The organism is Thiobacillus thiophilus (assembly GCF_055378705.1).
Genome location: NZ_AP042404.1, coordinates 1,734,804 through 1,758,433 on the forward strand (window position 1 = coordinate 1,734,804; position 23,630 = coordinate 1,758,433).

Below are 23,630 nucleotides of genomic sequence, written 5' to 3' on the forward strand. Positions count from 1 at the left end.
GTGCTTAGAACTCGTTGTGCAGCTTCTTGTATCCCTGCACCAATGAGATATTGGTCTGGGCCACATCCTCGGAGAAGCTGGAAAAATCCGGGGTAACCTGCTCAATCGCACTCAAATCCGTATCGGAATGAATCGTCGTGGTCGATGGAATATGGAACTTGGGCGGAACCTGACAACCCTCTACCACGGAGTTGTGCCGGATCACCGAGTCATCCCCCACCGAGCAGTTGTAAAGGACCGAGTTGAAGCCGACGAACACCCTGTTTCCCACTTCGCATGGGCCATGAATAATGGACCGGTGCGCAATGGATGTGTATTCGCCAATCACAACCTTGCCGCCCGATTTGGAGTGGATCACCACGCCATCCTGGATGTTGGAGTTGGCGCCAATAATAATTGGCTCAAGGCTTCCATCCGGCTTGGTTTCATCGGCCCGGATCACGACATAGGGACCTATGAACACATTGGCGCCAATGATGACCTTGCCACAGATAATGGCCGTAAAGTCCACATACGAAGATTCGTCAATTACGGGCAGATCGCCATTCGGGTTCTTGCGGATCATGTTGTAACTGCCGATGCTCAGAAGAACGTGGACACAGCTGCGTCCAGCGCGTCGCGCATATCAGGATCGTCGGTAATCGGACGCACCAGTGCAACGCGGCAGGCGGCCAGCGGGGCGACGCCCTTGGCGATCAGGCTGCCTGCGTAGATCAGCATGCGGGTCGACAGGCCTTCGTCGAGGCCGTGGCCTTTAAGGTTGCGCGAGCGTTCGGCGATCGATACCAGCTTATCGGCAATATCCGCCGCGACGCCGGATTCGTGCATCACGATTTCGGTTTCGATCTTGTGCTCGGGGTAGGTGAAATCGAGGCCGCCGAAACGTTGCTTGGTCGACTGTTTCAGATCCTTCATCAGCGACTGGTAGCCGGGATTGTAGGAAATCACAATCTGGAAATCGGGGTGGGCATGGACCAGCTCGCCTTTCTTTTCCAGCGGCAATACGCGGCGGTTATCGGTCAGCGGATGGATCACCACGGTGGTGTCCTGGCGCGCTTCCACCACTTCGTCCAGATAGACAATGGCGCCGTGACGGGCACCGATGGCCAGCGGGCCATCCTGCCATTCGGTGCCCGACGCCGACAGCAGGAAACGCCCGACCAGGTCGGACGCCGTCATGTCCTCGTTGCACGCCACCGTGATCAAGGGCTTGCCCAGCTTGTGCGCCATGTACTCGACAAAACGCGTCTTGCCGCAGCCGGTCGGCCCCTTCAGCATCATCGGCATGCGCACGGAGTAAGCTGCTTCGTACAGCTCGACTTCGTCAGCAACGGGACGATAGTAGGGTTCTTTGGTGATGCGGTATTGATCGACGATATTGCTCATTTCAATTCCTTTTTTTATTCGTCCTTCGCGGACAAACAAACCAAAAGCCCCCGCACCTTGCGGGTGACGGGGGCTGTTACGGTCTCCCGTCGCGACTTAAACAGTCTTGCCGCGGAAAATCACCATGGCCGCGCCCTGCGACTGGTTGAAGTTGTTATACCCCACCAGACGAACGTGATTATCGGGGTTGGCCTTGCGGCAGGCGTCAGCTTCGGCCAGCACCACATCCACATCGGTTTCGCCGAACATCGGCAGCTTCCACATGTACCAGTACGAATCCATCAGGTACTCGGGTTCGGTGTGCTCGATGGCCGGGTTCCAGCCCTTCTTCACCAGATACTCGACCTGCATCCGGATGTTGTCCTTGTCCATGGCCGGCAGGTAGGAGAAGGTCTCGAATTTGCGGCTGGCAGGATCGCTCACGCGGCTTTTGTAATCCATTACTTCAGACATTTTGGTTCCTTTCAAATTAGGTGAGGCGTTAGGCGTTAGGCGAGAGGCGGGGGGGGACGATACGCCTCACTCCTCACCCCTCACGCCTTACCGTCTTACTTGTGAGCAACGTCCAGCTTGTCGACGGTGTCGAATTCGAACTTGATTTCCTTCCACGTTTCCATGGCGATCTTCAGTTCGGGGCTGTGCGAAGCGGCAGCGGTGAGGATCTCCTTGCCTTCCTTCTCGAGCTCACGACCCTGGTTGCGTGCTTCCACGCAGGCTTCCAGCGCGACGCGGTTGGCGGCGGCGCCAGCGGCGTTGCCCCAGGGGTGGCCGAGCGTGCCGCCACCGAACTGCAGCACCGAGTCGTCACCGAAAATGTTCACCAGTGCAGGCATGTGCCACACGTGGATGCCGCCGGAGGCTACCGGGATCACGCCGGGCATGGAACCCCAGTCCTGGTCGAAAAACAGACCGCGCGAACGGTCTTCCGGGATGAAACTGTCACGCATGGTGTCGATCCAGCCCAGGGTCGCGTCGCGGTCGCCTTCCAGCTTGCCGACGACGGTGCCGGAGTGCAGGTGATCACCACCCGACAGGCGCAGCACCTTGGTCAGCACGCGGAAGTGGATACCGTGGTGCGGGTTGCGATCGAGCACGGCGTGCATGGCGCGGTGGATGTGTAGCAGCATGCCGTTGTCGCGACACCAGTTGGCCAGGCCCGTGTTGGCCGTCAAACCGCCGGTGAGGTAGTCGTGCATGATGATCGGTGCGCCGATTTCCTTGGCGAACTCGGCCCGCTTGTACATCTCTTCCGGGGTCGGTGCGGTCACGTTCAAGTAGTGGCCCTTGCGCTCGCCGGTTTCGCGCTGCGCCTTCATGGTCGCTTCGTGAACGAAGGAGAAGCGGTCGCGCCAACGCATGAAGGGCTGGCTGTTGACGTTCTCGTCGTCCTTGGTGAAGTCGAGACCGCCACGCAGGCATTCGTACACGGCGCGGCCGTAGTTCTTGGCCGACAGACCCAATTTAGGCTTAATCGTGCAGCCCAGCATCGGACGACCGTACTTGTTCATACGGTCGCGTTCGACCTGGATACCGGCAGGCGGGCCGCCGCAGGTTTTGACGTAGGCGATCGGGAAGCGGATGTCTTCCAGACGCAGGGCGCGCAGGGCCTTGAAGCCGAACACGTTGCCGACCAGCGAGGTCAGCACGTTCACGACCGAACCTTCTTCGAACAGGTCGATCGGGTAGGCCACGAACGCATAGAAGCATGTGTCGTCGCCAGGCACGTCTTCGATGCGGTAGGCGCGGCCCTTGTAGTAGTCGAGGTCGGTCAAGAGGTCGGTCCACACCGTGGTCCAGGTGCCGGTCGACGACTCGGCGGCCACCGCAGCGGCGACTTCCTCGCGATCCACGCCCGGCTGCGGGGTAATCTTGAAGCAGGCCAGCAGGTCGGTGTCCAGCGGGGTGTATTCCGGGGTCCAGTACGTCTGCCGGTATTCCTTCACACCGGCGTTATAAGTTTTAACAGCCATGATTTCCTCCTACAGAAAGGGGTAGTTTTCCGTGCAACGCCCCAACGGCCTGACACGATGGGATGTATCTTGCAGGAGTCGAATCATCAATAACAGTCGATATTTTCTATTTCCAAGATAGACTTTTGTCTATGTATATTTAACCGAAGGATGCCCGCATGCGCCACCACACCACCTTCCGCCAGCTGGAAATCTTCGAAGCCATCGCCCGGCTCGGCAGCTTCACCCGCGCCTCCGAAGAGCTGTTTCTCTCCCAGCCCACCGTCTCCATGCAGATGAAAAAACTGGCCGACATGATCGGCGTGCCGCTGATCGAGCAGGCCGGCAAGAAAATCCGCCTCACCGCCGACGGCCAGGAACTGGCGAGGGCCACCCGCGAAATCTTCGGCATCCTCGACCGCTACACCATGTCGGTGGGCGAGCGGCGCGGGCTCAAGCAGGGGAGGCTCAGCCTGATGGCGATCACCACCGCCTCCTATTTCGCGCCGCGCCTCCTGGGTGAATTCGTCAAGTTGTATCCCGGCATCGACGTGTCCTTGCGCGTCACCAACAAGGAACAGGTGCTCGCCAGCATCGCCGACAATCTGGACGACCTCTACTTCCTCGGCCAGCCGCCGGAAGACATCGACGTCGTCGCCACCCCCATCATGGACAACCCCATCGTCGTGCTCGCCGCGCCGGATCACCCGCTGGCAGGCAAGAAAAAAATCACCCTGGAACGCCTGGCAAGAGAGCCCTGGCTGATGCGCGAAAAAGGCTCCGGCACCCGCAACGCCATCGAGCGGCGCTTCGCCGAGCGCGCCATCACCCTCCGCCCGCGCCTGGAACTGGGCAGCAACGAAGCCATCAAGCAGGCTATCCTCGCCGGCCTCGGTATCTCCGCCCTCTCCCGCCACGTCCTGTCCCTCAACCAGCCCGGCCAGTTCGCCGTGCTCGACGTCGTGGGCTTCCCCATCCTGCGCCACTGGTACGCCGTCTATCCGGCGGGACGGCAATTGTCGGTGGTGGCGCGGGCGTTTCTGGATTATCTGCTGGGGCGGGAGGAGGTCGCGCCGGCAAAGGCGGGTAAGAAAAAATAGCGAATTGGAGCGAAGAAAGCACCTAATCGCTTCAAAAAATGGGAGACGGACAAGGCTGGGCGGTACAGCCGAATGCGTCAGACTCAATTTGCCGCCCTTTGTTGCTGTACAAGCGTGAAGCGGAAACTACTATTACCTTGGGCGGATGGCCGTGAGAGATTACCCACGCCCAAGGTCAGTCGGGCCTTGCTCGGCGCCAATTCAAACCTCTGGAGAGACAACTGTGAAATTCACCCCCAAAATCGCGGCCCTGGGCCTGGCCCTGGCCTTTGCCATTCCCGCCTCGTTTGTGGCGCACGCGGAGGAATTCGCGCCCTATGGAACCGCCAAGGTCGACATGCACGAGATGCCGGTCACGAACGTGGTATTCGACGTGAATTACGAAGACCCGCAGAAGTTGAACATTCTTTACAACTTCGTCCGGAACACGCAAAAAATCACCAAGGGCAAGGTGGTGGTGGTGACGCACGGCCCCGAGCTGCGTGCCTTCGCCAAGGAGAATTATTCGAAATACCAGGGCGCCATCGACAAGATGGCCGAACTGGCAAAGGACGGCGTCGAGTTCAAGATGTGCAACAACGCGATGAAGGCTGCCGGGTTCAGCGCCGAGGACATGCACGGGTTCATCACGGTCGTGCCGGCAGGCTTCCCCGAACTCGCCTACTGGCAGGGCAAGGGCTACGAGTACATCAATCCCATTCCGCTGTCGGTTAAGGACGTCCGTTACCTCGATCAGCCGCAACTGAAGAAGTGACCCTGCGGCAGACGGACGGGAATGAAGACTCGTCGGGGCCGTCAGCATGACCGGCTGCTCCGGCCACCACCTCCGTGGTCGGGCGCCAAATCCCATCCTGCCGCACACATGCGCGCCGTGCCGTCATCATGAACACCAGGTAGTCCCGCATCCCGATCTCGCGTTCCTGAATAAGTGATGAGTGGTGAGTGAATAAATGGGGGCAGACTGAACTGACCCCTTTAGCCATACTCGGTAGTCTGATTAATTCGTTTCATCCAAAGGCAATTCAAGGTTGGAATTCTTCTTCGGATAAGCTCGATTTAAAAACCGTAGGAAATCATCCCAGTTTGTGTGGGCACGCATAGCGCCAATTACTGCGTACAGATGCTGGGCGAGAGCAGGATGACCAACGTCCTCTGTCAATAGCTGGTGGTGTTTACCTCTGCGGTTTCCTCTGTCGTCTTTCGGGTTCCGCTTTTCAAGTTCATCAAGAATGCCTGGTGCAAGTCGTTCATACACAATGTTGTTGGTGTATTTCCCAACCACGCCAGGTCGTTTCACTTGAAGAGGGTTCATCGGCCAACCCTTGAGCCTGAACATTTCTTTGTAGAAATCATCTGGAAAGCGTTTTGCCCATGCAGCAAGCTCTTTCTTCAAATATTGGTCAAGTATCGCTTGCAGCGCATGTCGATCTCGAACCTCTTGATAGCCGGTCGCTTCATCTACCAGCGCCGTAACACCAACGTGAGCAAGCCCGCGAATTAATACTCGGGCTCTAGTCGCGACGTGCTTCTGCATCGCAGTCAAAACACCCGCTTCGTCCGCGTCCAAAAATACGCCACATACGTTTGGAAGCAAGTCAGCAGGATAGCCAAATGCTCGTGCACCCTTCAGGGGCTTAAATTCGACCTGGCTTGACGTAACTTCCAACTCTTTAGATATAAATAATTTTAGGTTCTTTGCAGTCAGAAATGCACGCAACAAATAATTGCATGCATTGCTTGCATCTATTGGGGCAAAAAAACTAAAAATGGGGTCGGGCCGTCTGACCCTATTTACTTCTTGCTGTTTGGAAACTCACGACCCCGCGTTGCCACGACGCCGTTTCCTCATGCTACCGGGGCGTACGGACAACTCCCCGGACGGGACTTCAACCCGCTAGATTTACTGCTGTTACTGCTGTTACTGCGAGCGATCAGCCCCGCGCGCGACAGCAGCCAGCCGGGCCCGGATGGCGTCGAGCACCTCGATGTTTCGGATATAAAAATCGTGAAGCTCACGCGTGGCGCATTGAGCGTCCACTTGGCGCAATCTGGCTTGAGCACGGCAGGCGCGCTGGCGAACATGGCCGAATAAAAACGGATACCCGCGGCGAGGTCATCAACCGCAAAATTTACTTGTAGGGAGTTCATCGGTTTCCTCAGGCCGCAAGCAAAGATACGCGCGCATCGAGTCGCTTCGGAACGTGAAGCGTCGGCGGACAGGAAGAATGCGCCACGGGGATATCGGAATGCGCCTGGGGCACCCCAAGGTCGTGAAGCAGGCGCATGACATGCCGGCGCACCTGAGCAGTCAGATCGGCTGGGGACTCAGCCTCGAGATCCCAGTCGATCCTCCCGCCGCAGTGATATGCGACGCGCGGGCCCGGATCGCCCGGCGTATGAATCACCACGACCAGGTCTGCCGGCATACCATTGAATGCTGCGGTCAAATCCGCGCCGCAGGGGGCAGCAACTCTGATTTCCAGGCAACCATTTGCCAGGCGGTTCGTCCAGTGCGCCGCCCGGTGCGCGGCCAGGCCGTCACCGCCGGCCGCAAACAACACCTGCAATTTCAAACACCGAGCGCCCCGCTTGCTCGTTGCCTGCGAGCCTATGTTCTGCATCGTCCTGTCCTCGTACCTGTCTTGATGCCGGCACCCTAACAAGCTGCAGTGACACGTATGTGACAAGGTTGGCACGCCTCGTCTTTGAAAAAACTCGCGCCGATGCGACTGAAATATTCCTGCAATGCTTCTGCAAAATTTCTGCAATGTCCGGCTCGTAGTATCGCGCTTGTTCAGCCAATCCCGGTTCGATCAACAACCTGTTCAAGGAGCCTTTATGTCTGTTTCCAAGCGTGTTTATTTCAAACTGGCGGGCGTGGCCGCTGCCCTGGCGATTGGCACGACCGCCTCGCTTTCGGCGCTGGCCGTCGACATCACGGGCGCGGGCGCGACCTTCCCCTACGCCGTCTACACCAAGTGGGCCGATGCCTACCAGACTGCGACCGGCAACAAGGTCAACTACCAAGGCATCGGCTCGTCGGGCGGCGTCAAGCAGATCCGCGCGAAAACCGTCGATTTCGGCGGCTCCGACGCGCCGGTGAAGGAAGCCATCCTCGACGAGGCGGGCCTGGTCCAGGTGCCGACCGTGATGGGCGGCGTCACCATCGTCACGAATATCCCGGGTATCGAATCCGGCCAGCTGAAACTGGACGGCGCGACCGCCGCCGATATCTTTCGCGGCGCGATCACCAAGTGGAACGACCCGGCCATCGCCAGGCTGAACCCCGGCGTTGCACTGCCGGACCTGACCATCACCGTGTCGCACCGTTCGGACGGCTCGGGGACCACCTACGCATTCACCCACTACCTGGCCAAGCAGTCGCTGGCCTTCCAGCGTGATGTCGGCGCGGGCAACACGGTGAACTGGCCAGCCAACGCGGTGGGTGGCAAGGGCAACCCGGGGGTTGCTGCCAACGTGCAGAAGATCAGGGGCACGATCGGCTATGTGGATATCGCCGATGCGATGAAGAACGACATGAATTTCGTGGCGCTGAAAAACAAGGCCGGCAACTACATCGTGCCGAGCCAGGCTTCGGTCGCCGATGCGGCAGCCGGTGCCGACTTCAAAGTCAAGGGCTTGGCGCCGGACCTGCTGGACCAGACGCACAAGAACGCCTGGCCGATCACCAGCGCCACCTACATGCTGGCGTATGAAAAAGGCACGGATGCCGCCAAGCAGAAAGGCGTCGTGGACTTCTTCAGCTGGTCCCTGAACAACGGCCAGAAAATGGCCGCCGACCTCGGCTTCGTGGCGCTGCCGGCCAATGTGGTGAAGATGGTCGAAGCGGAAATGAAGAAAATCAAGTGACGCCGGCGGCCTGGCCGCCAGACGTTCGCAGGGCAAAGACGAATGCCCCCGGCTCACCGCCGGGGGCATTTTCAATTCTGGCGCTGCCTGTCAGCCCAGCGGGGAAGGCGGCTGCCAGATGCCGTCCCACGCGGACTGTGCGGAGAGGCGCAGGCGCTCCTGGAGGGACGGCTTGCGCTGGAAACGGACGTGCAGGACGCGGCTCCGCTGGCAAGCACTGCAAATGATTTCGTCGCTGGTGGCGAGTTCATCCACCAGTCCCAATTCCTGCGCCTTGCTGCCGAGCCAGGCTTCGCCGGTGGCGACCTTTTCCATGTCGAGCTGCGCGCGGCAGCCTTGCACGAACGCGCGAAACTGCGCGTGGATGTCCTCCAGCTCCTCGCGCAGCTTGGTGCGGCCGGCTTCGGTGTTTTCGCCGAACAGGGTCACGGTGCGCTTGAATCTGCCGGCGGTGAATTGTTCCCAGTCGATGTTTCTGGCCTGCAGCCAGCGGTGAAAGTTGGGGATCTGGGCGACCACACCGATGGAGCCGATGAGCGCGAAAGGCGAGGCGACGATCCTGTCGGCGGCGACGGCCATAAGATAGCCGCCGCTGGCGGCCACCGTGTCCACCATCACGGTCAACGGCAGCTGCGCGTCGCGCAGCCGGAGCAGCTGGGCGGCGCCGAGCCCGTAGCGGTTGACCAGGCCGCCGCCGCTTTCGAGCCGCAGCAACACGGCGTCGCCCGCTCTGGCCACTTGCAGGATGGCGCTGATTTCCTCGCGCAGCGCCGTCAACGCCGAGGCGCGAAGATCGCCCTTGAAGTCCAGCAGGTAGATGCAGGGTTCGGCTTCCGCCCTTTTCTGCTGCGCCTTGCGGTCGAGCTTGCGCTGCTTTTGCAGGATTCTGTGGGCTTTCCTGGGAAGCCGCACGGCCTGGATCCTGTCGGCAGCCGCTTCGAGCTGACGGTTGACCTCGCTCACCTGGATCTGGCCGGCAGCCTTCTCCTTGCGGCGCGACAGGGCGACAAGGCCGGCGGCCAGAAGGAAGACGGCCAGCACGAGGGTGGCGATTTCGGCCAGAAACAGGGCGTATTGCGAGACCAGGCCGTTCATCGCGGACGGCCGGGCGCGCGGTTGGACGCCTGTGGCTCCCGGTTCGACAGACCGGGGGCGCCTGCCTCGCTGCAAAGTCTCTGTTTCAGCCAGCCGGCACGATTGGATGTGAGGGAATCCACGCCGAGCTGCAGATACCGTTTCGCCACGGTCACGTCGTCCACCGTCCATAGGTGGACCTCCTTTTGCGCCGTCCGCAGCGCCTGCATGAACGCTTGATCGACGGCCGGATGCGCGCGGCAGCCGACGCCGTCGGCGCCGGTTTTGTCGAGCGTTTGCAGAATTTCCTTTGCGGACGGTCGCACGTCGGCTTCCGGGCCGGCCTTGAAATCCGTCAGCCAGAGCGCCTTGAGCTGGGGCAGCAGCCGCTTCGCTTCGCCGATGACCCTGGCATCGAAGGACATGACGATGGCCTGCCCGGACTGCAACCCGGCCCCGGCAAGCGTCTCTTTCAGAGTGGGCAGGATCTGCGGGCCGCTTTTGATCTCGATGAACACGCGCTTCCCTTCAGGCACGGTGGCGAGAACCTCGCCAAGGGTGGGGATCCGGGCGCCGCGCCATTGTTCGCCTTTCCAGGAACCGACATCAAGCCGGCGAAGCTCGGCAAGCGTCGCTTCGGCCACCTTCCCGGCCCGACCTGCCGTCCGCCTGGTGTCGGTGTCGTGGATGCAGACGATTTTCCCGTCCCGCGTCAGATGGAAATCCCCCTCGATGCCGTCGGCGCCCTGCTGCCAGGCCAGCTTGAATGCGGCGAGGGTGTTCTCCGGCGCATCGTCGGCGGCGCCACGATGGGCGATCACGGCAGGCATGGCGCGCGTTGGGTTGGCGGCGCCCGTGCCGGGAATATGCCCGGAACGAATGTCAGTAGCGGTGTGGTGACTCATGCGACGCGCACCCCCTTTTATTTCCAGCGATGTAATGTCCAGCGTCATGGGCGCCGGCAAGCGCAGCTTTTTGGCGACCCGTTGACTTCAATGTCAGGCGGCATTGTCAGTTCAGTATGGTCGAATTTGGAACGTTTGCCGCACCCCGCCTGGATTACGGCTACGGTCGATACCGCCCGGAAACGTGGCCAGAGCGGGCTGGAGCGAATCAAGTTAAGCGGCGTGCCCGTCCAGGCACTATGATGAACGTTCCAGCCATTGTTTTGTGGAGGGGTCGTGAAACATTCTTTTTGCAGCAGGCACGCGCACCTGCACCGCTTCGGCGACTGAACCATGGCAGACTCCAGCGAAGCCGATCTGGCGCAAGCCACGGCTGCCGTGGCCGCCCTCCTCGAAGGCATGCGGCTTTCCGCCCACCTCTATGCCGTCGAGCCCAGGGAGGGGCAGTGGGCAGTGATCGTGGAATGCGCCACCGGGTCGGGCTGGCAGCGCGTGGAGCTGCGGGCAGGCCCTGAACTGCTGGCCGCGATCGGCGGCGACGCGGCGGCCCGGGCGACTCTGCTCGCCCAATGGCGGGCGCATCTGGACGACTGCAGGTACGACTAACGCACGCCGGTGCGGTTTGCCCGGGCCGCCGCGTTGCCACCTGCGTAGCCCGACACCACCCGGGTGACGCCCGTGACGTGCTCGAACACGCCCCCCCCCCAGAAGCATCCGCCGGAGACTGGGCTAGCCCAGGATCGGCATCGCCAGGCTGTTGGCCATGCGCTCGGCCGGCGCGGGCCAACGGGTGGTCACCACCTTGGAGCGGGTATAGAAAGACACCCCCTCCATGCCGTGCATGTGCAGGTCGCCGAAGAGCGAGGCCTTCCAGCCGCCGAACGAGAAGAAGGCCATCGGCACGGGGATCGGCACGTTGATTCCCACCATGCCCACCTCGATCTCGTGCTGGAAGCGGCGGGCCCAATGGCCGGAGCGGGTGAAGATGGCGGTGCCGTTGCCGTACGGGTTCGCGTTGACGAGGGACACGGCGTCCTCATAGCTGGCCACCCGCAGCACGATCAGCACCGGCCCGAAGATCTCCTCGCGGTAGATGTCCATCGCGGGCGTTACCCGATCGAACAGCGTGGGACCGACGAAGAAACCGTTCTCCAGCCCTGGCACTGTGAGGCCGCGCCCATCGAGAAGCAGTGCCGCGCCCTGGGCCACGCCGCTGTCGATCAGGCCATGGATGCGGTCGCGGTGCGCCACCGAGATCACCGGCCCCATCTCGACGCCGGCGTGGTCGCCCCGCCCCACCACGAGCTTCGCGGCCTTCTCCCCGAGCAGCGGCAACAGGGCATCGGCCGCCTCCCCCACCGCCACCACGGTGGAGATGGCCATGCAGCGCTCGCCCGCCGAACCGTAGGCCGCGCCGATCAGGGCATCGGCGGCGAACCCCATGTCGGCGTCCGGCATCACCACGGCGTGGTTCTTCGCCCCGCCGAGGGCCTGCACGCGCTTGCCGTGGCGGGCGCCGGTCTCGTAGATGTGCCGGGCCACCGGGGTCGAGCCGACGAAGGAAATGGCGCCCACATCGGGGTGGCCGAGCAGGGCATCCACCGCTTCCCGGTCGCCGGGCACCACGTTGAACACGCCGTCTGGCAGGCCGGCCTGCTTGAACAGTTCGGCCATCAGCAGGCTGCAGGAAGGCACTTTTTCGGAGGGCTTGAGGACGAAGGTGTTGCCGCAGGCGATGGCCACCGGGAACATCCACAGCGGCACCATGACCGGGAAGTTGAACGGCGTGATGCCGGCGCACACACCCACCGGCTGCAGGATCGAATGGCAGTCGACGCCGCGGCCCACGTCCTCCGCCTGCTCGCCCTTCAGCAGATGCGGCACGCCGCTGGCGAACTCGATCACCTCGATGCCGCGCTGCACCGAACCGGCGGCGTCGGCGAGGGTCTTGCCGTGCTCCTCGCAGGCAAGCTGTGCCAGCTCGTCGCGATGCTGCTCCATCAGTTCGCGGAAGCGGGTGAGGATGCGGGCGCGGCGCAGTGGCGTGGTTTCGCGCCAGGCCGGGAAGGCCGCCTTGGCCGCCGCCACCGCCGCATCGACATCGGCCCGGGCGGCCAGCGGGACCTGGTGGACCACCTCGCCCGTGGCCGGGTTGAAGACGTCGCCGGTACGGCCGTTTTGGGCCTGCACGCGTTGGCCATTGATCCACAGGCGCAACAAGTCGACTGACATTTAGCGTTCCCTTTCCATGTCTTGCCTGAAACAGGCCGGCAACGGATCACACGCCGCGCAGTGCGGCCTTGAACACTTTGCGTCGCCGGTGCAGCGTGGGTTCCGTATAGCCGTTGGGCTTGCGCCGACCATGAAAGATCAGGTCCTGCGCAGCCTGGAACGCCAAGCCGATGTAGTGGGGGGCCATGTTGATGTAATCGGGCTCGCCGGCATTCTGCTGATCCACCAGCTTCGCCATGCGCTTGAGCGATTCCATGACCTGGTTCTCGCTGACCACGCCGTGATACAGCCAGTTGGCGACATGCTGGCTGGAGATGCGCAGCGTGGCGCGGTCTTCCATCAGGCCGACGTTGTGAATGTCCGGCACCTTGGAGGCGCCCATGCCCTGGTCGACCCAGCGCACGACGTAGCCGAGCAGGCCCTGCAGGTTGTTGTCCAGCTCCATCTGGATGTCCTCCGGCATCCAGGCGGGCGCCGCCACGACGGGGATGGCCAGCAGGTCGTCGAGGCGGGCGGGCGCACGCTGCTTCAAGGCCTGCTGCCGGGCGAAGACGTCGACCCTGTGGTAATGAATGGCGTGCAGGGTGGCCGCGGTCGGCGACGGCACCCAGGCGCAGTTGGCGCCCGCTTCGGGATGGGCCTGCTTGCCGGCCATCATCTCGGCCATCCGGTCCGGCATGGTCCACATGCCTTTGCCGATTTGCGCACGGCCCGAGAGCCCGCAGGCCAGGCCGATGTCGACGTTCCAGTCCTCGTAGGCCTTGAGCCAGCGGGATGCCTTCATCTCGTTCTTGCGCAGCATGGGCCCGGCTTCCATGGAGGTGTGGATTTCATCGCCGGTGCGGTCGAGAAAGCCGGTGTTGATGAAGATCAAGCGTTCGCGCGCCGCGCGGATGCACTCCTTGAGATTGAGGGTGGTGCGGCGCTCTTCATCCATGATGCCGATCTTCAGGGTGTTTCGCGGCAGCTTGAGCACGGCCTCGATGCGGGCAAACAGGCCGGCCGTGAAGGCCACCTCATCCGGCCCATGCTGCTTCGGCTTGACGATGTAGAGGCTGCCGCTGCGGCTGTTGCGCAGGGGGCTGTTGCCGTTCAGATCGTGCACGGCACAGTAGCTGGTGATGAAGCCGTCGAGCAAGCCCTCGAAGATTTCGCTGCGGTTTTGATCCAGCACCGCATCGGTTGTCATCAGGTGGCCGACGTTGCGCACCAGCATCAGGCTGCGGCCGGGAATCTCGAAAGGCTGGCCATCGGGCCCCAGGTAACGCCGTTCCGGATTCAGGCTGCGGCTGACGGTCTTGCCGTTCTTGGTGAAACTGCTGGCGAGCTCACCCTTCATCAGGCCCAGCCAGTTGCGATAGACGGCGACCTTGTCTTCGGCGTCCACCGCCGCCACCGAGTCCTCGCAATCCATGATGGTGGTGATGGCCGCCTCCAGGTAGATATCGCGGATGCCGGTCGGATGGAGTTCGTGGATGGGGTGGTCGGTGCTGAAGTGAATCTCGATGTGCAGGCCGTTGTTCGCCAGGAGCAGCGAACGTATCCTGCCGTCCTCATCCTGATGGCCCTTGAACTGCGCGGGATCGCGCAAGCCCGTGCGTGCCCCGCTGGACAGGGTGACCGCGAGCTGCCCCGCCTTGATCGAATAGGCGATGGCATCGATGTAGCTGCCGTCGCACAGGGGCGCGGCGGCGTCGAGAAAAGCCTTGGCGTAGGCGATGACCCTGGCGCCGCGCACCGGGTTGAAGGCCCCTTTTCGCCCGGCACCGTCGCTTTCGGGGATCACGTCGGTGCCGTAGAGCGCGTCGAACAGGCTGCCCCAGCGCGCATTGGCCGCGTTCAGCGCATAGCGCGCGTTGCTGACCGGGACCACCAGCTGCGGTCCGGCGATGCGGGCGATCTCGTCGTCGACCTGTTCGGTATCGATGGCGAAGTCGGGACCTTCCGCCTGCAGGTAGCCGATGTCGTACAGGTAGCGCTTGTAGGCCGCGGCATCATGGGGCTGCCCCTTGCGCTCGAGGTGCCAGGCGTCGATTTTGGCCTGGAGTTCGTCACGGCGCGCCAGCAGGGCGCGGTTCTTCGGGCCGAGTTCGCGGACGATCGCCGCAAAACCGGCCCACGCTTCGTCATGCGCGATGCCGGTGCCGGGGGCGACTGCATCCCTCACCAGTTCATACAGGGGCCGGGCAATGTGCAGGCCGGCAATCGGTACATATTCATTCATGTCAGGCACCTTCGATAGTGTGTGACCGTCATCCCACGCCGTTGCGGAACCGTCGTGACCCAGCAAGGGCCGGCGCGCCGTGATGCCCAAACCGTCCCGGGCGACACGTCCAGCCGCATGCACGCCGCGCCCGGCAAAAAACGCTCCTGGCGATCAGCCCGGGACGGCGTCGAGCAATTCGATCCAGTGCCGCACGGGGCGGTCGGCGCCGGCTTCCAGGTGCAGCTGGCAGCCGATATTGGCGGTGGCAATGAGTTCCGGATCCCCCTCGATGAGGGCGGCCAGCTTGTTCTCGCGCAGGCGCTCGGCCAGCTGCGGCTGCAGGATGGAATACGTCCCGGCCGAACCGCAGCACAGGTGGCCGTCGCGCACCGGCGTGAGTTCATAGCCGGCGCGCTTCAGGATGGGTTCCACCACGCCCCCCAGGCGCTGGGCATGCTGCAGGGTGCAGGGGGTCTGGAAGGCGATGCGCCGGCCCTGGCCGGGGTTTCCCAGCGGCGCGAGGTCGGTGGCTGCGAGAATCTCCGACAGATCGCGTGCGAGTGCGGAAACCCGCGCCGCCTTGTCGGCGTAGACCGGGTCGTGGCGCAGCAATGCGCCGTAGTCCTTCACTTGCGCGCCGCAGCCGCTGGCAGTGATCACGATGGCTTCGGCGCCCGACTCGATGTGCGGCCACCAGGCGTCGATGTTGCGGCGCATGGCGCCCAGCGCCGCAGCTTCGGCGGCGAGATGCTGGGACAGCGCGCCGCAGCAGCCGGCGCCCCTGGCGCGGATCAGGTCGATGCCCAGACGGGCGAGCACGCGTGCGGCAGCGGCGTTGGTCAGCGGGGTCGCTGCCGACTGGGCGCATCCTTCCAGCACCAGCATCTGCCGCGTGCCGCAGGGCTGTGGCCAGGCACCCGCGGGGCGCCTGGGTGGCACTTTGCGCCGCAGCGGCGCCGGCAGGACCGGGGCTAACAGGCGCGCGACCTTCAGTAGCGCGCCAAAGCGCCGCGGGTAGGGCACCACGGCCCGGAGCAGCCGGCGCAGGATGCGCTGTTGCAGTGGGCGGCCGACCTGCTCCTCGATCACCGCACGACCCAGGTCCGCCAAACGGCCGTACTGTACGCCGGACGGACAGGTGGTCTCGCAGGAACGGCAGGTCAGGCAGCGGTCCAGATGCAGCTGGGTGATCAGGCTGGGGGCCTGGCCCTCGAACACCTGCTTGAGCAGATAGATGCGCCCGCGCGGGCCGTCCAGCTCATCGCCCAGCAGCTGGTAGGTGGGACAGGTGGCCGTGCAGAAACCGCAGTGCACACAGGTGCGCAGGATGGCCGCGGCCTCCTGGCCTTCGGCCGTGCCGGCAAATTCCGGAGCGAGATGGGTTTCCATGGCTACAGATCCGCGTAGAGGCGACCGGGGTTGAACAGCCCCTGCGGGTCGAAGGCCTTTTTCAAACGTCGATGCAGGGCCAGCACGGGCACCGGCAAGGGGTGGAACACCTCGCCTTCCCGGTCCCCCCAGCGGAACAGGCTGGCGTGCCCTCCGGCGCGGGCGGCGGCCGTCCGTATCGCGGTGGCCTGGACGTCGCTTCGCAGCCAGCGCTGGGCGCCGCCCCAGTCGATGAAGGTCTTGCCGAGCAGCGCCAGCGCGGGTGCCGCCGGCGGCAGGGACAGCCGCCACAGGGGCGCATCACCGGCGAAGAAGGCATGGCCCTGCTCCCTGACCTTGTCTCGCCAGAACGCCTCGGCATTCGCCAGCGGCTCGCCGCCCAGCTGCGCGCGCGCCTGAGCCACTGCGCTGGCCGCACCGGACAGGCGCAGATACAGACGCACCCCGTCGTGGCAGGCCGCGGTCAGGGGCAGCGGCCTGCGTGCAAGGTCGGTGAGGAGGGCGAGCACATCGGCGGCATCGCGCTCCTGAACCAGGGTTTCTTCCCGTGCGGGGCACGGCATGACCTTGAGGCTGACCTCAAGGATGACACCGAGGGTGCCGAAGGCGCCGGTCATGAGCCGGGAAAGGTCATACCCCGCGACATTCTTCATCACCTCGCCGCCGAAGCGGAGCGCCTCGGCCCGGCCGTTGATCAGCCGCACCCCCAGCACGTGGTCCCGCACCGATCCCGCAAAGGGCCGGCGCGGGCCCGAAAGGCCTGCGGCAACCGTGCCGCCGAGGGTGGCACCGCGACCGAAATACGGCGGCTCGAAAGGCAGCATCTGGCCCTGGGCCGCCAGCACGGCCTCTACCTCCGCCAGGGGGGTGCCGGCACGGGCGGTCAGCACGAGCTCCCGCGGCTCGTAGCTGACCACGCCGCAGTGCCCTGAAACCGGCAAGGCCTCGCCCTGGGGCGTGCGGCCGAGAAAGATCTTGCTGCCGCCGCCCCGGATGTTGAGGTGGACACCGGCAGCGGCGGCCTCGGCCACGCGCTCCTGCAGGTCCTGGGTCAGATCGGCATTCATGAATTCGTGTTCGGCGGTGAATGGGGGTGCGGCAGGGCGCGGTACTCGGAACAGTGCCGGGGCGCGGGCACCCCCTTCCCCGGATTGAGCAGCTCATCCGGATCGAAGGCCTGCTTTACGGCGCGGAACTGGGCCAGCTCCTCGGGCGTGAACTGCACGCACATCTGCGTGATCTTCTCGATGCCGACACCGTGTTCGCCGGTAATGGTGCCGCCTACCTCGACGCACAGTTCAAGGATGCGGCCGCCGAGTGCCTCGGTGCGCTCGAGCTCACCCGGATTGTTGGCGTCGTAGAGGATGAGCGGGTGCATGTTGCCGTCCCCGGCGTGGAAGACGTTGGCCACCCGCAGGCCGTATTCTTTCGACAGCTCGGCGATGCGGTGCAGCACCAGCGGCAGATGGCGACGCGGGATGGTGCCGTCCATGCAGTAGTAGTCGGGAGAGAGGCGCCCCACGGCAGGGAAGGCGGCCTTGCGGCCCTTCCAGAACAGCGCGCGCTCGGCCTCGTCGCGTGCCGTGCGCACCTCGGTGGCCCCGCTCGTCTCGAGCACCTTGCGAATCAGCGCGATGTGCTCGGAGACTTCCTGGTTGGTGCCGTCCACTTCGGCGAGCAGGATGGCCGCCGCATCGGTGGGATAGCCGGCATGCACGAAGTCCTCCGCCGCCTTGATTGCGAGGTTGTCCATCATCTCCAGGCCGGCCGGGATGATGCCGGCGGCGATGATCTCGCCCACGGCGGTGCCGGCCTTCTCGACATCGTCGAATGCCGCCAGGATGACCTGGGCGCGTTCCGGGCTCGGCAGCAGCCGGGCGGTGATCTCGACCACCACCCCGAGCATGCCCTCGGACCCGATAGCGAGCGCCATCAGGTCGTAACCCGGCGCATCCAGGGCCGCGCTGCCCAACTCCAGCAATTCGCCGTCCTGGGTCAGCATCTTGACGGCGCAGACGTTGTGCACCGTGAGGCCGTATTTCAGGCAGTGCACGCCGCCCGAGTTCTCCGCCACATTGCCACCCAGGGTGCAGGCGATCTGGGAGGACGGGTCGGGGGCGTAGTAGAGACCGTAGGGCGCTGCCGCCTCGGACAGCGCCAGATTGCGGACGCCCGGCTCGACGCGGGCGGTGCGGTTTTGGGGGTCGATCTGCAGGATGCGGTTCAGGCGCGCGAGCCCCAGCAAGACCCCTTCGGCATGCGGCAGGGCTCCGCCGGACAGCCCGGTTCCCGCGCCGCGCGCCACTACGGGAACGTGCTGCGCATGGCACAGGCAAAGCACCGCCTGTACCTCCTGCACGGTATGCGGCAGCACCACCACCATGGGTAGCATGCGGTAGGCCGACAGCCCGTCGCACTCGTAGGGGTGGCGTTCTTCCTCCTGCTCCAGCACCGCATCCGGCGGCAGGATGGTGCGCAGCGCCGCCGCCAGGATTTCCCTGCCCGCGCCCGACGAATCGGCCGGGCGTGCCGGCTCGTGTAATGACGTCATGTTCGTTCCGGGATCATTCTCGGGTTCAACGGCCGTACATCAAATCCGGCAGGTAGGTTATCAGGCTGGGGAAGATGACGCAGAGCGCCAGGCCCAACGTCTGCAGCACCAGAAACACCAGCGCGGACCGGAATATGGTGGCCATGCTGATCTCCGGCGGGCACACCCCCCGGATGTAGAACAGGGCGTAGCCGAAGGGCGGACTCAGGAAGGACATCTGCATGTTGACGAGATAGAGCACGCCGAACCAGATCGCCACGGCATCCGGCGACGGCCCGGGCAGCCCGAACACGCCGTCGAAGGTCATCGACCGAATGATGGGAACGAAGATGGGCACCGCCAGCAACAGGATGCCGACCCAGTCCAGGAACATGCCCAGGACCACCAGCAGCGCCATCATGAGGACGAGGACGCCATAAGGGGACAGGCCGGTCCCCAGGATCGTCTCGGTGATGAACTGCTGCCCGCCTTGCAGGATGTAAAAGCCCACGAAGATGGAGGCCCCGAAGATGATCCAGAGCACCATGGCCGTCGACCGGGCCGTGGTCACCGAGGCATCCTTGAGGGTCTTGAAGGTGAAGCGCCGGTGCATGAGGGCCACGGCGATGGCGCCGAAGGAGCCGATGCCGGCGGCCTCCACCGGGGTGGCGATGCCGATGAAGAGCATGCCCAGCACGATCACGACCAGGAGGATGGGCATGATCAGGCCCTTGAGCAGCTTGAGCTTCTCGACCAGACCGATGCGTTCCTCCAGCGGCAGGGCCGGCCCGAGTTCAGGCTTCAGGTAGGTGCGCAGGAAGACGTAGCCGAGGTACATGCCGGAGAGCATCAGGCCCGGCACCACGGATCCCAGATACAGCTCCCCCACCGACTGCTGGGCCACGACCGCGTAGAGGATGGCCAGAATGGAGGGCGGGATCAGGACGCCCAGGGTACCGCCGGCCATGATCGAGCCGATGGCGAGCTGCGGGTCGTAGTTGCGTTTGAGCATGGCCGGCAGAGCGATGATGCCCATAGTCACCACGGCGGCGCCCACCACGCCCACCATGGCGGCGAGCAGGGTCGAGGCGAGGATGGTGGACGCGGCGAGCCCTCCCCGCAAGCCACCCATCCATTTGTAGACCACATCGAACATCTCTTCGATGATGCCGGCACGCTCCAGCATGGTGGCCATGAAGATGAATAGCGGGATGGCGGCCAGGTCGGAGTTGGTCATCATCGGGAAAATGCGGCTGGGAACGATGTTCAGCATCGCCTGGTCGCCGACCAGATACACGAATATCACCCCCAGCCCGCCGATGACGAAGGCCAGTGGCAGTCCGGCCATCAGGCACACGAACAGCGAGCCGAACATCAGCCAGGTCAGGGAGGCGATATCCATACCGGACAACACGCCCGCCGTGCGAAACAGGAAGTACTCGTCGCCGTAGGGATCGTAGAACGCGATGTTGATCATCTCCACCAGCACCGCGAAAGCGATGCCGACGGTGGCCGCGATCATCAACCAGGTCCAGAACTTGTTCATCCAGGGCCGGGGCCTGGCAACAGTGAAGGCACTCATCTCAGGCGTCCTCACCCATGCGACGGAACAGCATGATGTCCTTGATCAGCTTCGAAATCCCCGCCAGGATCAGCAGGACCGAACCGAGGACCATCACGCCCTTGACCGGCCAGTGCTGGATGCCCCAGGTTTCCATGGTGACCTCCTGAATCTGGTAGGAGTCTTCGAGGAACTGCCAGCCCGTTCCGAGCAGGGTCAGCGCGAAGATGAAGAAAAATACCGACGTGAAGATGTCCATGCCGACGCGGCCCCGCTCCGGCAATTTGACGTACAAGACGTCCACCCGCACGTGGGAGCCATGCAACAGGGCGTAGCCGCCGGCCACCAGGTACTGCATGCCGAACAGCAGATAGGACCCTTCGTGCACCCAGATGGTGGGCAGGTCGAAGATCTGCCGCGAGACCACTTCGTAGGTATAGAAACAGACCGGGATAATCGTCCACAGGGCCACGAACACCCCGGTCTTGTTGCTGATCCAGTCGAGCGCGTGGGTCAACGCATTGCCCGGGGCATGCATCGCCGGGTCCTCCTGGGCGAGTAAATCAAGCGCCAGTTCCTCGTCCGGAACCGGGCCCTGATCGGGTTTTTTTTCAGCGCGCCAAACCAGGAACATGATGATCGGCGGCACCGCCAGAATCAATCCCCAATACAGCCAGTGCGGCATGACAAAGCCGACAGTGATGCCATCCATATTCTTCTCCGTATCTGCGCGGCGGCCAGAGAAGGAAGCCCTTCTCCCCTGGCCGCGCAGTGACAAACCGTCCTACAGCTTCATGCCCTTGAGATCGCTATTCGACACATAGCCCATGATGTCATTCTTCATGTAATCGAGATGCAGTTTGAATACGCGCGCGGCATCGGCGTCCTTCCGTGCCCATTCGAACCAGACCGGGATGGCGGCCCTGCGGAATCGGGCGACGTCGGCTTCGCTCAGGCGGGTGACCGTGGTGCCCGCCTTGAGGAACTTGTCCATGGCCACGAGGTTGGCCTTCTGGATGGTGACGTAGTGGTGCAGTGAATACGTCGCGACCTGCTCCTCGACAAAACGCTGCATCTTCTTGGACAGCCGCTTCCAGGCCCCCATATTCACCGTCAGGTCCATCAAGTCCACAGGCTGATAGACCGACATCAGTCCGGGCGGGCCCATCAGGATGTACTTGGTCACCTGCTGGAAGCCGAGGTCGTAGTTCACCGCCGGGCCCACGTAGTCGGCGGCATCGATGGTGCCCTTCTCCAGCGCGGGGAAGATGTCGGAGCCTGGCAGGGCGATGGGGCTGACGCCGAATTGCTGGAACACCTCGGCCACCATGCCGCCGGGCAGGCGAATCTTCATGCCCTTGAGGTCGTCCAGGGAATTCACCGGCTTCTTGGAGTGGATGATGTTGGCGTCGTGCTGAATGGGACCGACGTAGAACAGGTTGTGCTTGGCGTAGATCTGGCGCGTCATTTCCAGCATGCCGAGACCGTAGAACAAGGTATCCCACTGCGCGGGCTGATCCGGTCCCATCGGGTAGGAGGAGAGGAACACGGAGGCGGGGATCTTGCCTGGCCAGTACAGGGTGAAAGGGTTCATCCCCTGCAGCACGCCGCTTTTCACCGCGTCGAACAGGGAGTTGTTGTCGGCCGCCACGGCCTTGGCGGAGAACGGCAAAATGGTCAGTTCGCCACCGGATTTCTCACGGATGCTCTTGGCCCACGTCTCGAACAGGCCATATCCGGTGGTACCCGCATCCCACACCGACTGGACCTTCCAGGTCTGGCCTGCGGCAGCGTTGGCATTGCTGATGAAGGGCGCACTCACGACAGCGGCGGCACCCGCTACAACCGTTGCCTTCAGGAACTGGCGACGTGCCGGAACGGCTTCGGTAACGCCCGCCGTCTGGTCTGACTTATCTTTCGTTTCCATGATGTATCTCCTCTGTCAATGCGTTGAAGTACCACTCCTCGAACGCCGCCCGATCGCATGCCTTGGGCAGCATTCCTGGCGACACCCGCTTATGAGTGAGGCATGGTTTTCACAATGCCTTACCCTCCCCACTCAGCCGCCGATAGACCGTTGCCAGCCCCTGCTCGTCGCCAACGTTGCCGGGGAATATGACGACCGGCATATCGGGATAACGGGGATGATCAAGCGGACATCGAACAACCGAACAGCCCGGAAGGATCTGCCCCAGCACGCGCGAGGTGCGCAAGGCCAATCCTGAACTCAGTACATCGTTGGACGTGATCCCACCCTTGCTGATCAGAAAACCCAGCGTGGTCGGCAGCTGCTTCACCACCTCCATGAGGAAGGCCGACACCTGCTCGCCGAACGCCAGCCGGGCGGCCTGGCTCGAGAAGGTGCGCTCCTGTCGGCTGGTGTAGATCACCGGGGTGTTGCCGGCGGCATGGATGCCCGCCACCTTGGCGAGGATCTCCAGGCGCAGCGCTTCACGGTGCGAGATGACGCGATCGACATCGATCTCCACGGACACGGCGCCTGGCTCCAGCAGCAACTGCTCGAGTTGTTCGGTCGTCTTCTTCACGTGAGAGCCCACAATCACGGCGCCGGGATGACCATCACGAACGTAGCGATGCATCGCCCCGGCCGCCACCGGCTGCGGCGGCAACTGGGCCAGGGCCGTGAGCAGGCTGGCGCCGCTGCGGAACAGGAAACGTTTGCCCTGTCCTGCCGCCTGCTTCAGCTGGGCGGCGAAGTGGTCGAGGTCGGCCTGGGTTTCGGCGTCCACCACACAGCACCGATTGCCGGTCAGCGCCATAAGCCGCGGCAGCGCGTTGCCGCGCACGTCGTCAAGCAGGAAACGCTCGACCCGGTTCGCCGGAATACGGCCCCCGGTCTTTTCCTCGACGTAATCCGGCAGGTAGCTTTGCGTGTAGCCGAACACCGAGTCGCGGGCGAACTCGGTCTCGGCGACTGGCGTGGGCACGCCGTTGACCATCAGGTAATGCACGCTGTCGCGGGTGATGCGGCCGCCCTCGAAGAAAGCCGGCACCAGGAAATGTGCGTCGAACGGCCCGAGCGTCTCGGCCATGACGTCGGTCTCCACCGGGTAATGGCCGCGCAGGGTGGAGTCGGAGCGGCTGACGAAGAGGGTGTGGAAGTGCTGCCCCTGGGCGGCCAGATCATCGAGCACCCGGTGCAGCGCCTGGCAGACCTCCCGGGTGACCGCCGCCGCGCGCATCGCATCCATGCCCCGGGTATTGGTGAGCACGAAAAAGATGGGCGACGGGTCCAGCAGCGCCTGCCTCAGGGCGGTCTCATCCCAGCGGGTCAGCAGCAGGCAGGAATGCACCGTCTGCGAACCGGTGGGGTCGTCATCGAGGACGATGATTCGGGTATCGCTCATTTATCCAGGCCCATGCACAAGCAGCAAGACCCATCCCATTCCATTCGCAGCGGCAGCTGT

23 protein-coding genes are annotated in these 23,630 nt (G+C 63.5%); 4 read left to right on the forward strand and 19 right to left on the reverse strand.

Annotation, left to right across the window (positions count from 1 at the left end):
• Positions 1-4 precede the first annotated feature (4 nt).
• The 4 genes from ACZ41T_RS08480 to ACZ41T_RS08495 all read right to left on the reverse strand — a co-directional run bounded on the left by ACZ41T_RS08480 (position 5) and on the right by ACZ41T_RS08495 (position 3,356).
• Positions 5-565 carry an LbetaH domain-containing protein gene (locus tag ACZ41T_RS08480; protein WP_464920963.1) on the reverse strand — a complete coding sequence of 187 codons (561 nt, stop codon included), beginning with the start codon at positions 563-565 and terminating at the stop codon, positions 5-7.
• 17 nt (positions 566-582) lie between these two features.
• Complete coding sequence (locus ACZ41T_RS08485) at positions 583-1,386, reverse strand: CbbQ/NirQ/NorQ domain-containing protein (RefSeq protein WP_464920964.1); 804 nt, start codon at positions 1,384-1,386, stop codon at positions 583-585.
• Between the two features lie 96 nt (positions 1,387-1,482).
• Positions 1,483-1,839 (reverse strand): ribulose bisphosphate carboxylase small subunit, encoded by a 357-nt coding sequence (locus tag ACZ41T_RS08490; RefSeq protein WP_464920965.1) that lies wholly within the window; start codon positions 1,837-1,839, stop codon positions 1,483-1,485.
• A gap of 95 nt (positions 1,840-1,934) precedes the next feature.
• Positions 1,935-3,356, reverse strand: coding sequence for a form I ribulose bisphosphate carboxylase large subunit (locus ACZ41T_RS08495; RefSeq protein ID WP_464920966.1), 1,422 nt, complete (start codon positions 3,354-3,356; stop codon positions 1,935-1,937).
• A gap of 158 nt (positions 3,357-3,514) precedes the next feature.
• Between ACZ41T_RS08495 and ACZ41T_RS08500 the strand changes: the two genes are divergently transcribed.
• Together ACZ41T_RS08500 and ACZ41T_RS08505 are read left to right on the forward strand one after the other, a co-directional pair.
• Positions 3,515-4,435 (forward strand): LysR family transcriptional regulator, encoded by a 921-nt coding sequence (locus ACZ41T_RS08500; RefSeq protein WP_464920967.1) that lies wholly within the window; start codon positions 3,515-3,517, stop codon positions 4,433-4,435.
• Between the two features lie 223 nt (positions 4,436-4,658).
• Positions 4,659-5,189, forward strand: a complete 531-nt coding sequence (locus ACZ41T_RS08505) for a DsrE family protein (RefSeq protein ID WP_464920968.1) — start codon at positions 4,659-4,661, stop codon at positions 5,187-5,189.
• A 243-nt stretch (positions 5,190-5,432) separates the two neighbouring features.
• Here ACZ41T_RS08505 and ACZ41T_RS08510 read toward each other — a convergent pair whose 3' ends face one another.
• From ACZ41T_RS08510 to ACZ41T_RS08520, 3 genes are all read right to left on the reverse strand, one after another.
• A complete protein-coding gene (locus ACZ41T_RS08510) occupies positions 5,433-6,152 on the reverse strand; it encodes a P63C domain-containing protein (protein ID WP_464920969.1) in 720 nt (239 codons plus the stop codon).
• A gap of 128 nt (positions 6,153-6,280) precedes the next feature.
• Entirely contained in the window at positions 6,281-6,583 is a 303-nt protein-coding gene (locus ACZ41T_RS08515; protein WP_464920970.1) for a VOC family protein, read from the reverse strand.
• 8 nt (positions 6,584-6,591) lie between these two features.
• Positions 6,592-7,008 carry a hypothetical protein gene (locus tag ACZ41T_RS08520; protein ID WP_464920971.1) on the reverse strand — a complete coding sequence of 139 codons (417 nt, stop codon included), beginning with the start codon at positions 7,006-7,008 and terminating at the stop codon, positions 6,592-6,594.
• Positions 7,009-7,273: 265 nt separating this feature from the next.
• Between ACZ41T_RS08520 and pstS the strand changes: the two genes are divergently transcribed.
• Positions 7,274-8,305, forward strand: coding sequence for a phosphate ABC transporter substrate-binding protein PstS (gene pstS / locus ACZ41T_RS08525; protein WP_464920972.1), 1,032 nt, complete (start codon positions 7,274-7,276; stop codon positions 8,303-8,305).
• 90 nt (positions 8,306-8,395) lie between these two features.
• On the opposite strand, the gene sohB is transcribed toward pstS, so the two are convergent.
• Together sohB and ACZ41T_RS08535 are read right to left on the reverse strand one after the other, a co-directional pair.
• Complete coding sequence (sohB, locus tag ACZ41T_RS08530) at positions 8,396-9,400, reverse strand: protease SohB (protein WP_464920973.1); 1,005 nt, start codon at positions 9,398-9,400, stop codon at positions 8,396-8,398.
• Entirely contained in the window at positions 9,397-10,332 is a 936-nt protein-coding gene (locus tag ACZ41T_RS08535; RefSeq protein ID WP_464920974.1) for a glycerophosphodiester phosphodiesterase, read from the reverse strand. The genes sohB and ACZ41T_RS08535 overlap by 4 nt, the downstream gene beginning before the upstream one ends.
• Before the next feature lie 285 nt (positions 10,333-10,617).
• On the opposite strand from ACZ41T_RS08535, the gene ACZ41T_RS08540 reads away from it, so the two are divergent.
• Positions 10,618-10,890 (forward strand): hypothetical protein, encoded by a 273-nt coding sequence (locus tag ACZ41T_RS08540; RefSeq protein WP_464920975.1) that lies wholly within the window; start codon positions 10,618-10,620, stop codon positions 10,888-10,890.
• Here ACZ41T_RS08540 and ACZ41T_RS08545 read toward each other — a convergent pair.
• From ACZ41T_RS08545 to ACZ41T_RS08590, 10 genes are all read right to left on the reverse strand, one after another.
• A complete protein-coding gene (locus ACZ41T_RS08545) occupies positions 10,887-10,979 on the reverse strand; it encodes a hypothetical protein (protein ID WP_464920976.1) in 93 nt (30 codons plus the stop codon). The genes ACZ41T_RS08540 and ACZ41T_RS08545 overlap by 4 nt on opposite strands.
• A gap of 34 nt (positions 10,980-11,013) precedes the next feature.
• On the reverse strand, positions 11,014-12,516 hold the full coding sequence (locus tag ACZ41T_RS08550) for a CoA-acylating methylmalonate-semialdehyde dehydrogenase (RefSeq protein WP_464920977.1): 1,503 nt from the start codon (positions 12,514-12,516) through the stop codon (positions 11,014-11,016).
• A 46-nt stretch (positions 12,517-12,562) separates the two neighbouring features.
• Complete coding sequence (locus ACZ41T_RS08555; protein WP_464920978.1) at positions 12,563-14,740, reverse strand: malate synthase G; 2,178 nt, start codon at positions 14,738-14,740, stop codon at positions 12,563-12,565.
• Positions 14,741-14,893: 153 nt separating this feature from the next.
• A complete protein-coding gene (gene glcF, locus ACZ41T_RS08560) occupies positions 14,894-16,111 on the reverse strand; it encodes a glycolate oxidase subunit GlcF (protein WP_464920979.1) in 1,218 nt (405 codons plus the stop codon).
• A 2-nt stretch (positions 16,112-16,113) separates the two neighbouring features.
• Positions 16,114-17,178: a glycolate oxidase subunit GlcE gene (gene glcE, locus ACZ41T_RS08565; RefSeq protein WP_464920980.1), complete on the reverse strand. Its 1,065-nt coding sequence runs from the start codon at positions 17,176-17,178 to the stop codon at positions 16,114-16,116.
• Positions 17,175-18,662: an FAD-linked oxidase C-terminal domain-containing protein gene (locus ACZ41T_RS08570; protein WP_464920981.1), complete on the reverse strand. Its 1,488-nt coding sequence runs from the start codon at positions 18,660-18,662 to the stop codon at positions 17,175-17,177. The genes glcE and ACZ41T_RS08570 overlap by 4 nt, the downstream gene beginning before the upstream one ends.
• A 25-nt stretch (positions 18,663-18,687) precedes the next feature.
• The gene (locus ACZ41T_RS08575) at positions 18,688-20,223 is read right to left on the reverse strand and encodes a TRAP transporter large permease (protein ID WP_464920982.1); all 1,536 of its coding nucleotides are present in this window, start codon (positions 20,221-20,223) and stop codon (positions 18,688-18,690) included.
• A gap of 1 nt (position 20,224) precedes the next feature.
• A complete protein-coding gene (locus ACZ41T_RS08580; protein ID WP_464920983.1) occupies positions 20,225-20,914 on the reverse strand; it encodes a TRAP transporter small permease subunit in 690 nt (229 codons plus the stop codon).
• A 72-nt stretch (positions 20,915-20,986) separates the two neighbouring features.
• The gene (gene dctP, locus ACZ41T_RS08585) at positions 20,987-22,129 is read right to left on the reverse strand and encodes a TRAP transporter substrate-binding protein DctP (RefSeq protein ID WP_464920984.1); all 1,143 of its coding nucleotides are present in this window, start codon (positions 22,127-22,129) and stop codon (positions 20,987-20,989) included.
• A gap of 109 nt (positions 22,130-22,238) precedes the next feature.
• Positions 22,239-23,570: a four-carbon acid sugar kinase family protein gene (locus ACZ41T_RS08590; RefSeq protein ID WP_464920985.1), complete on the reverse strand. Its 1,332-nt coding sequence runs from the start codon at positions 23,568-23,570 to the stop codon at positions 22,239-22,241.
• Positions 23,571-23,630 lie beyond the last annotated feature (60 nt).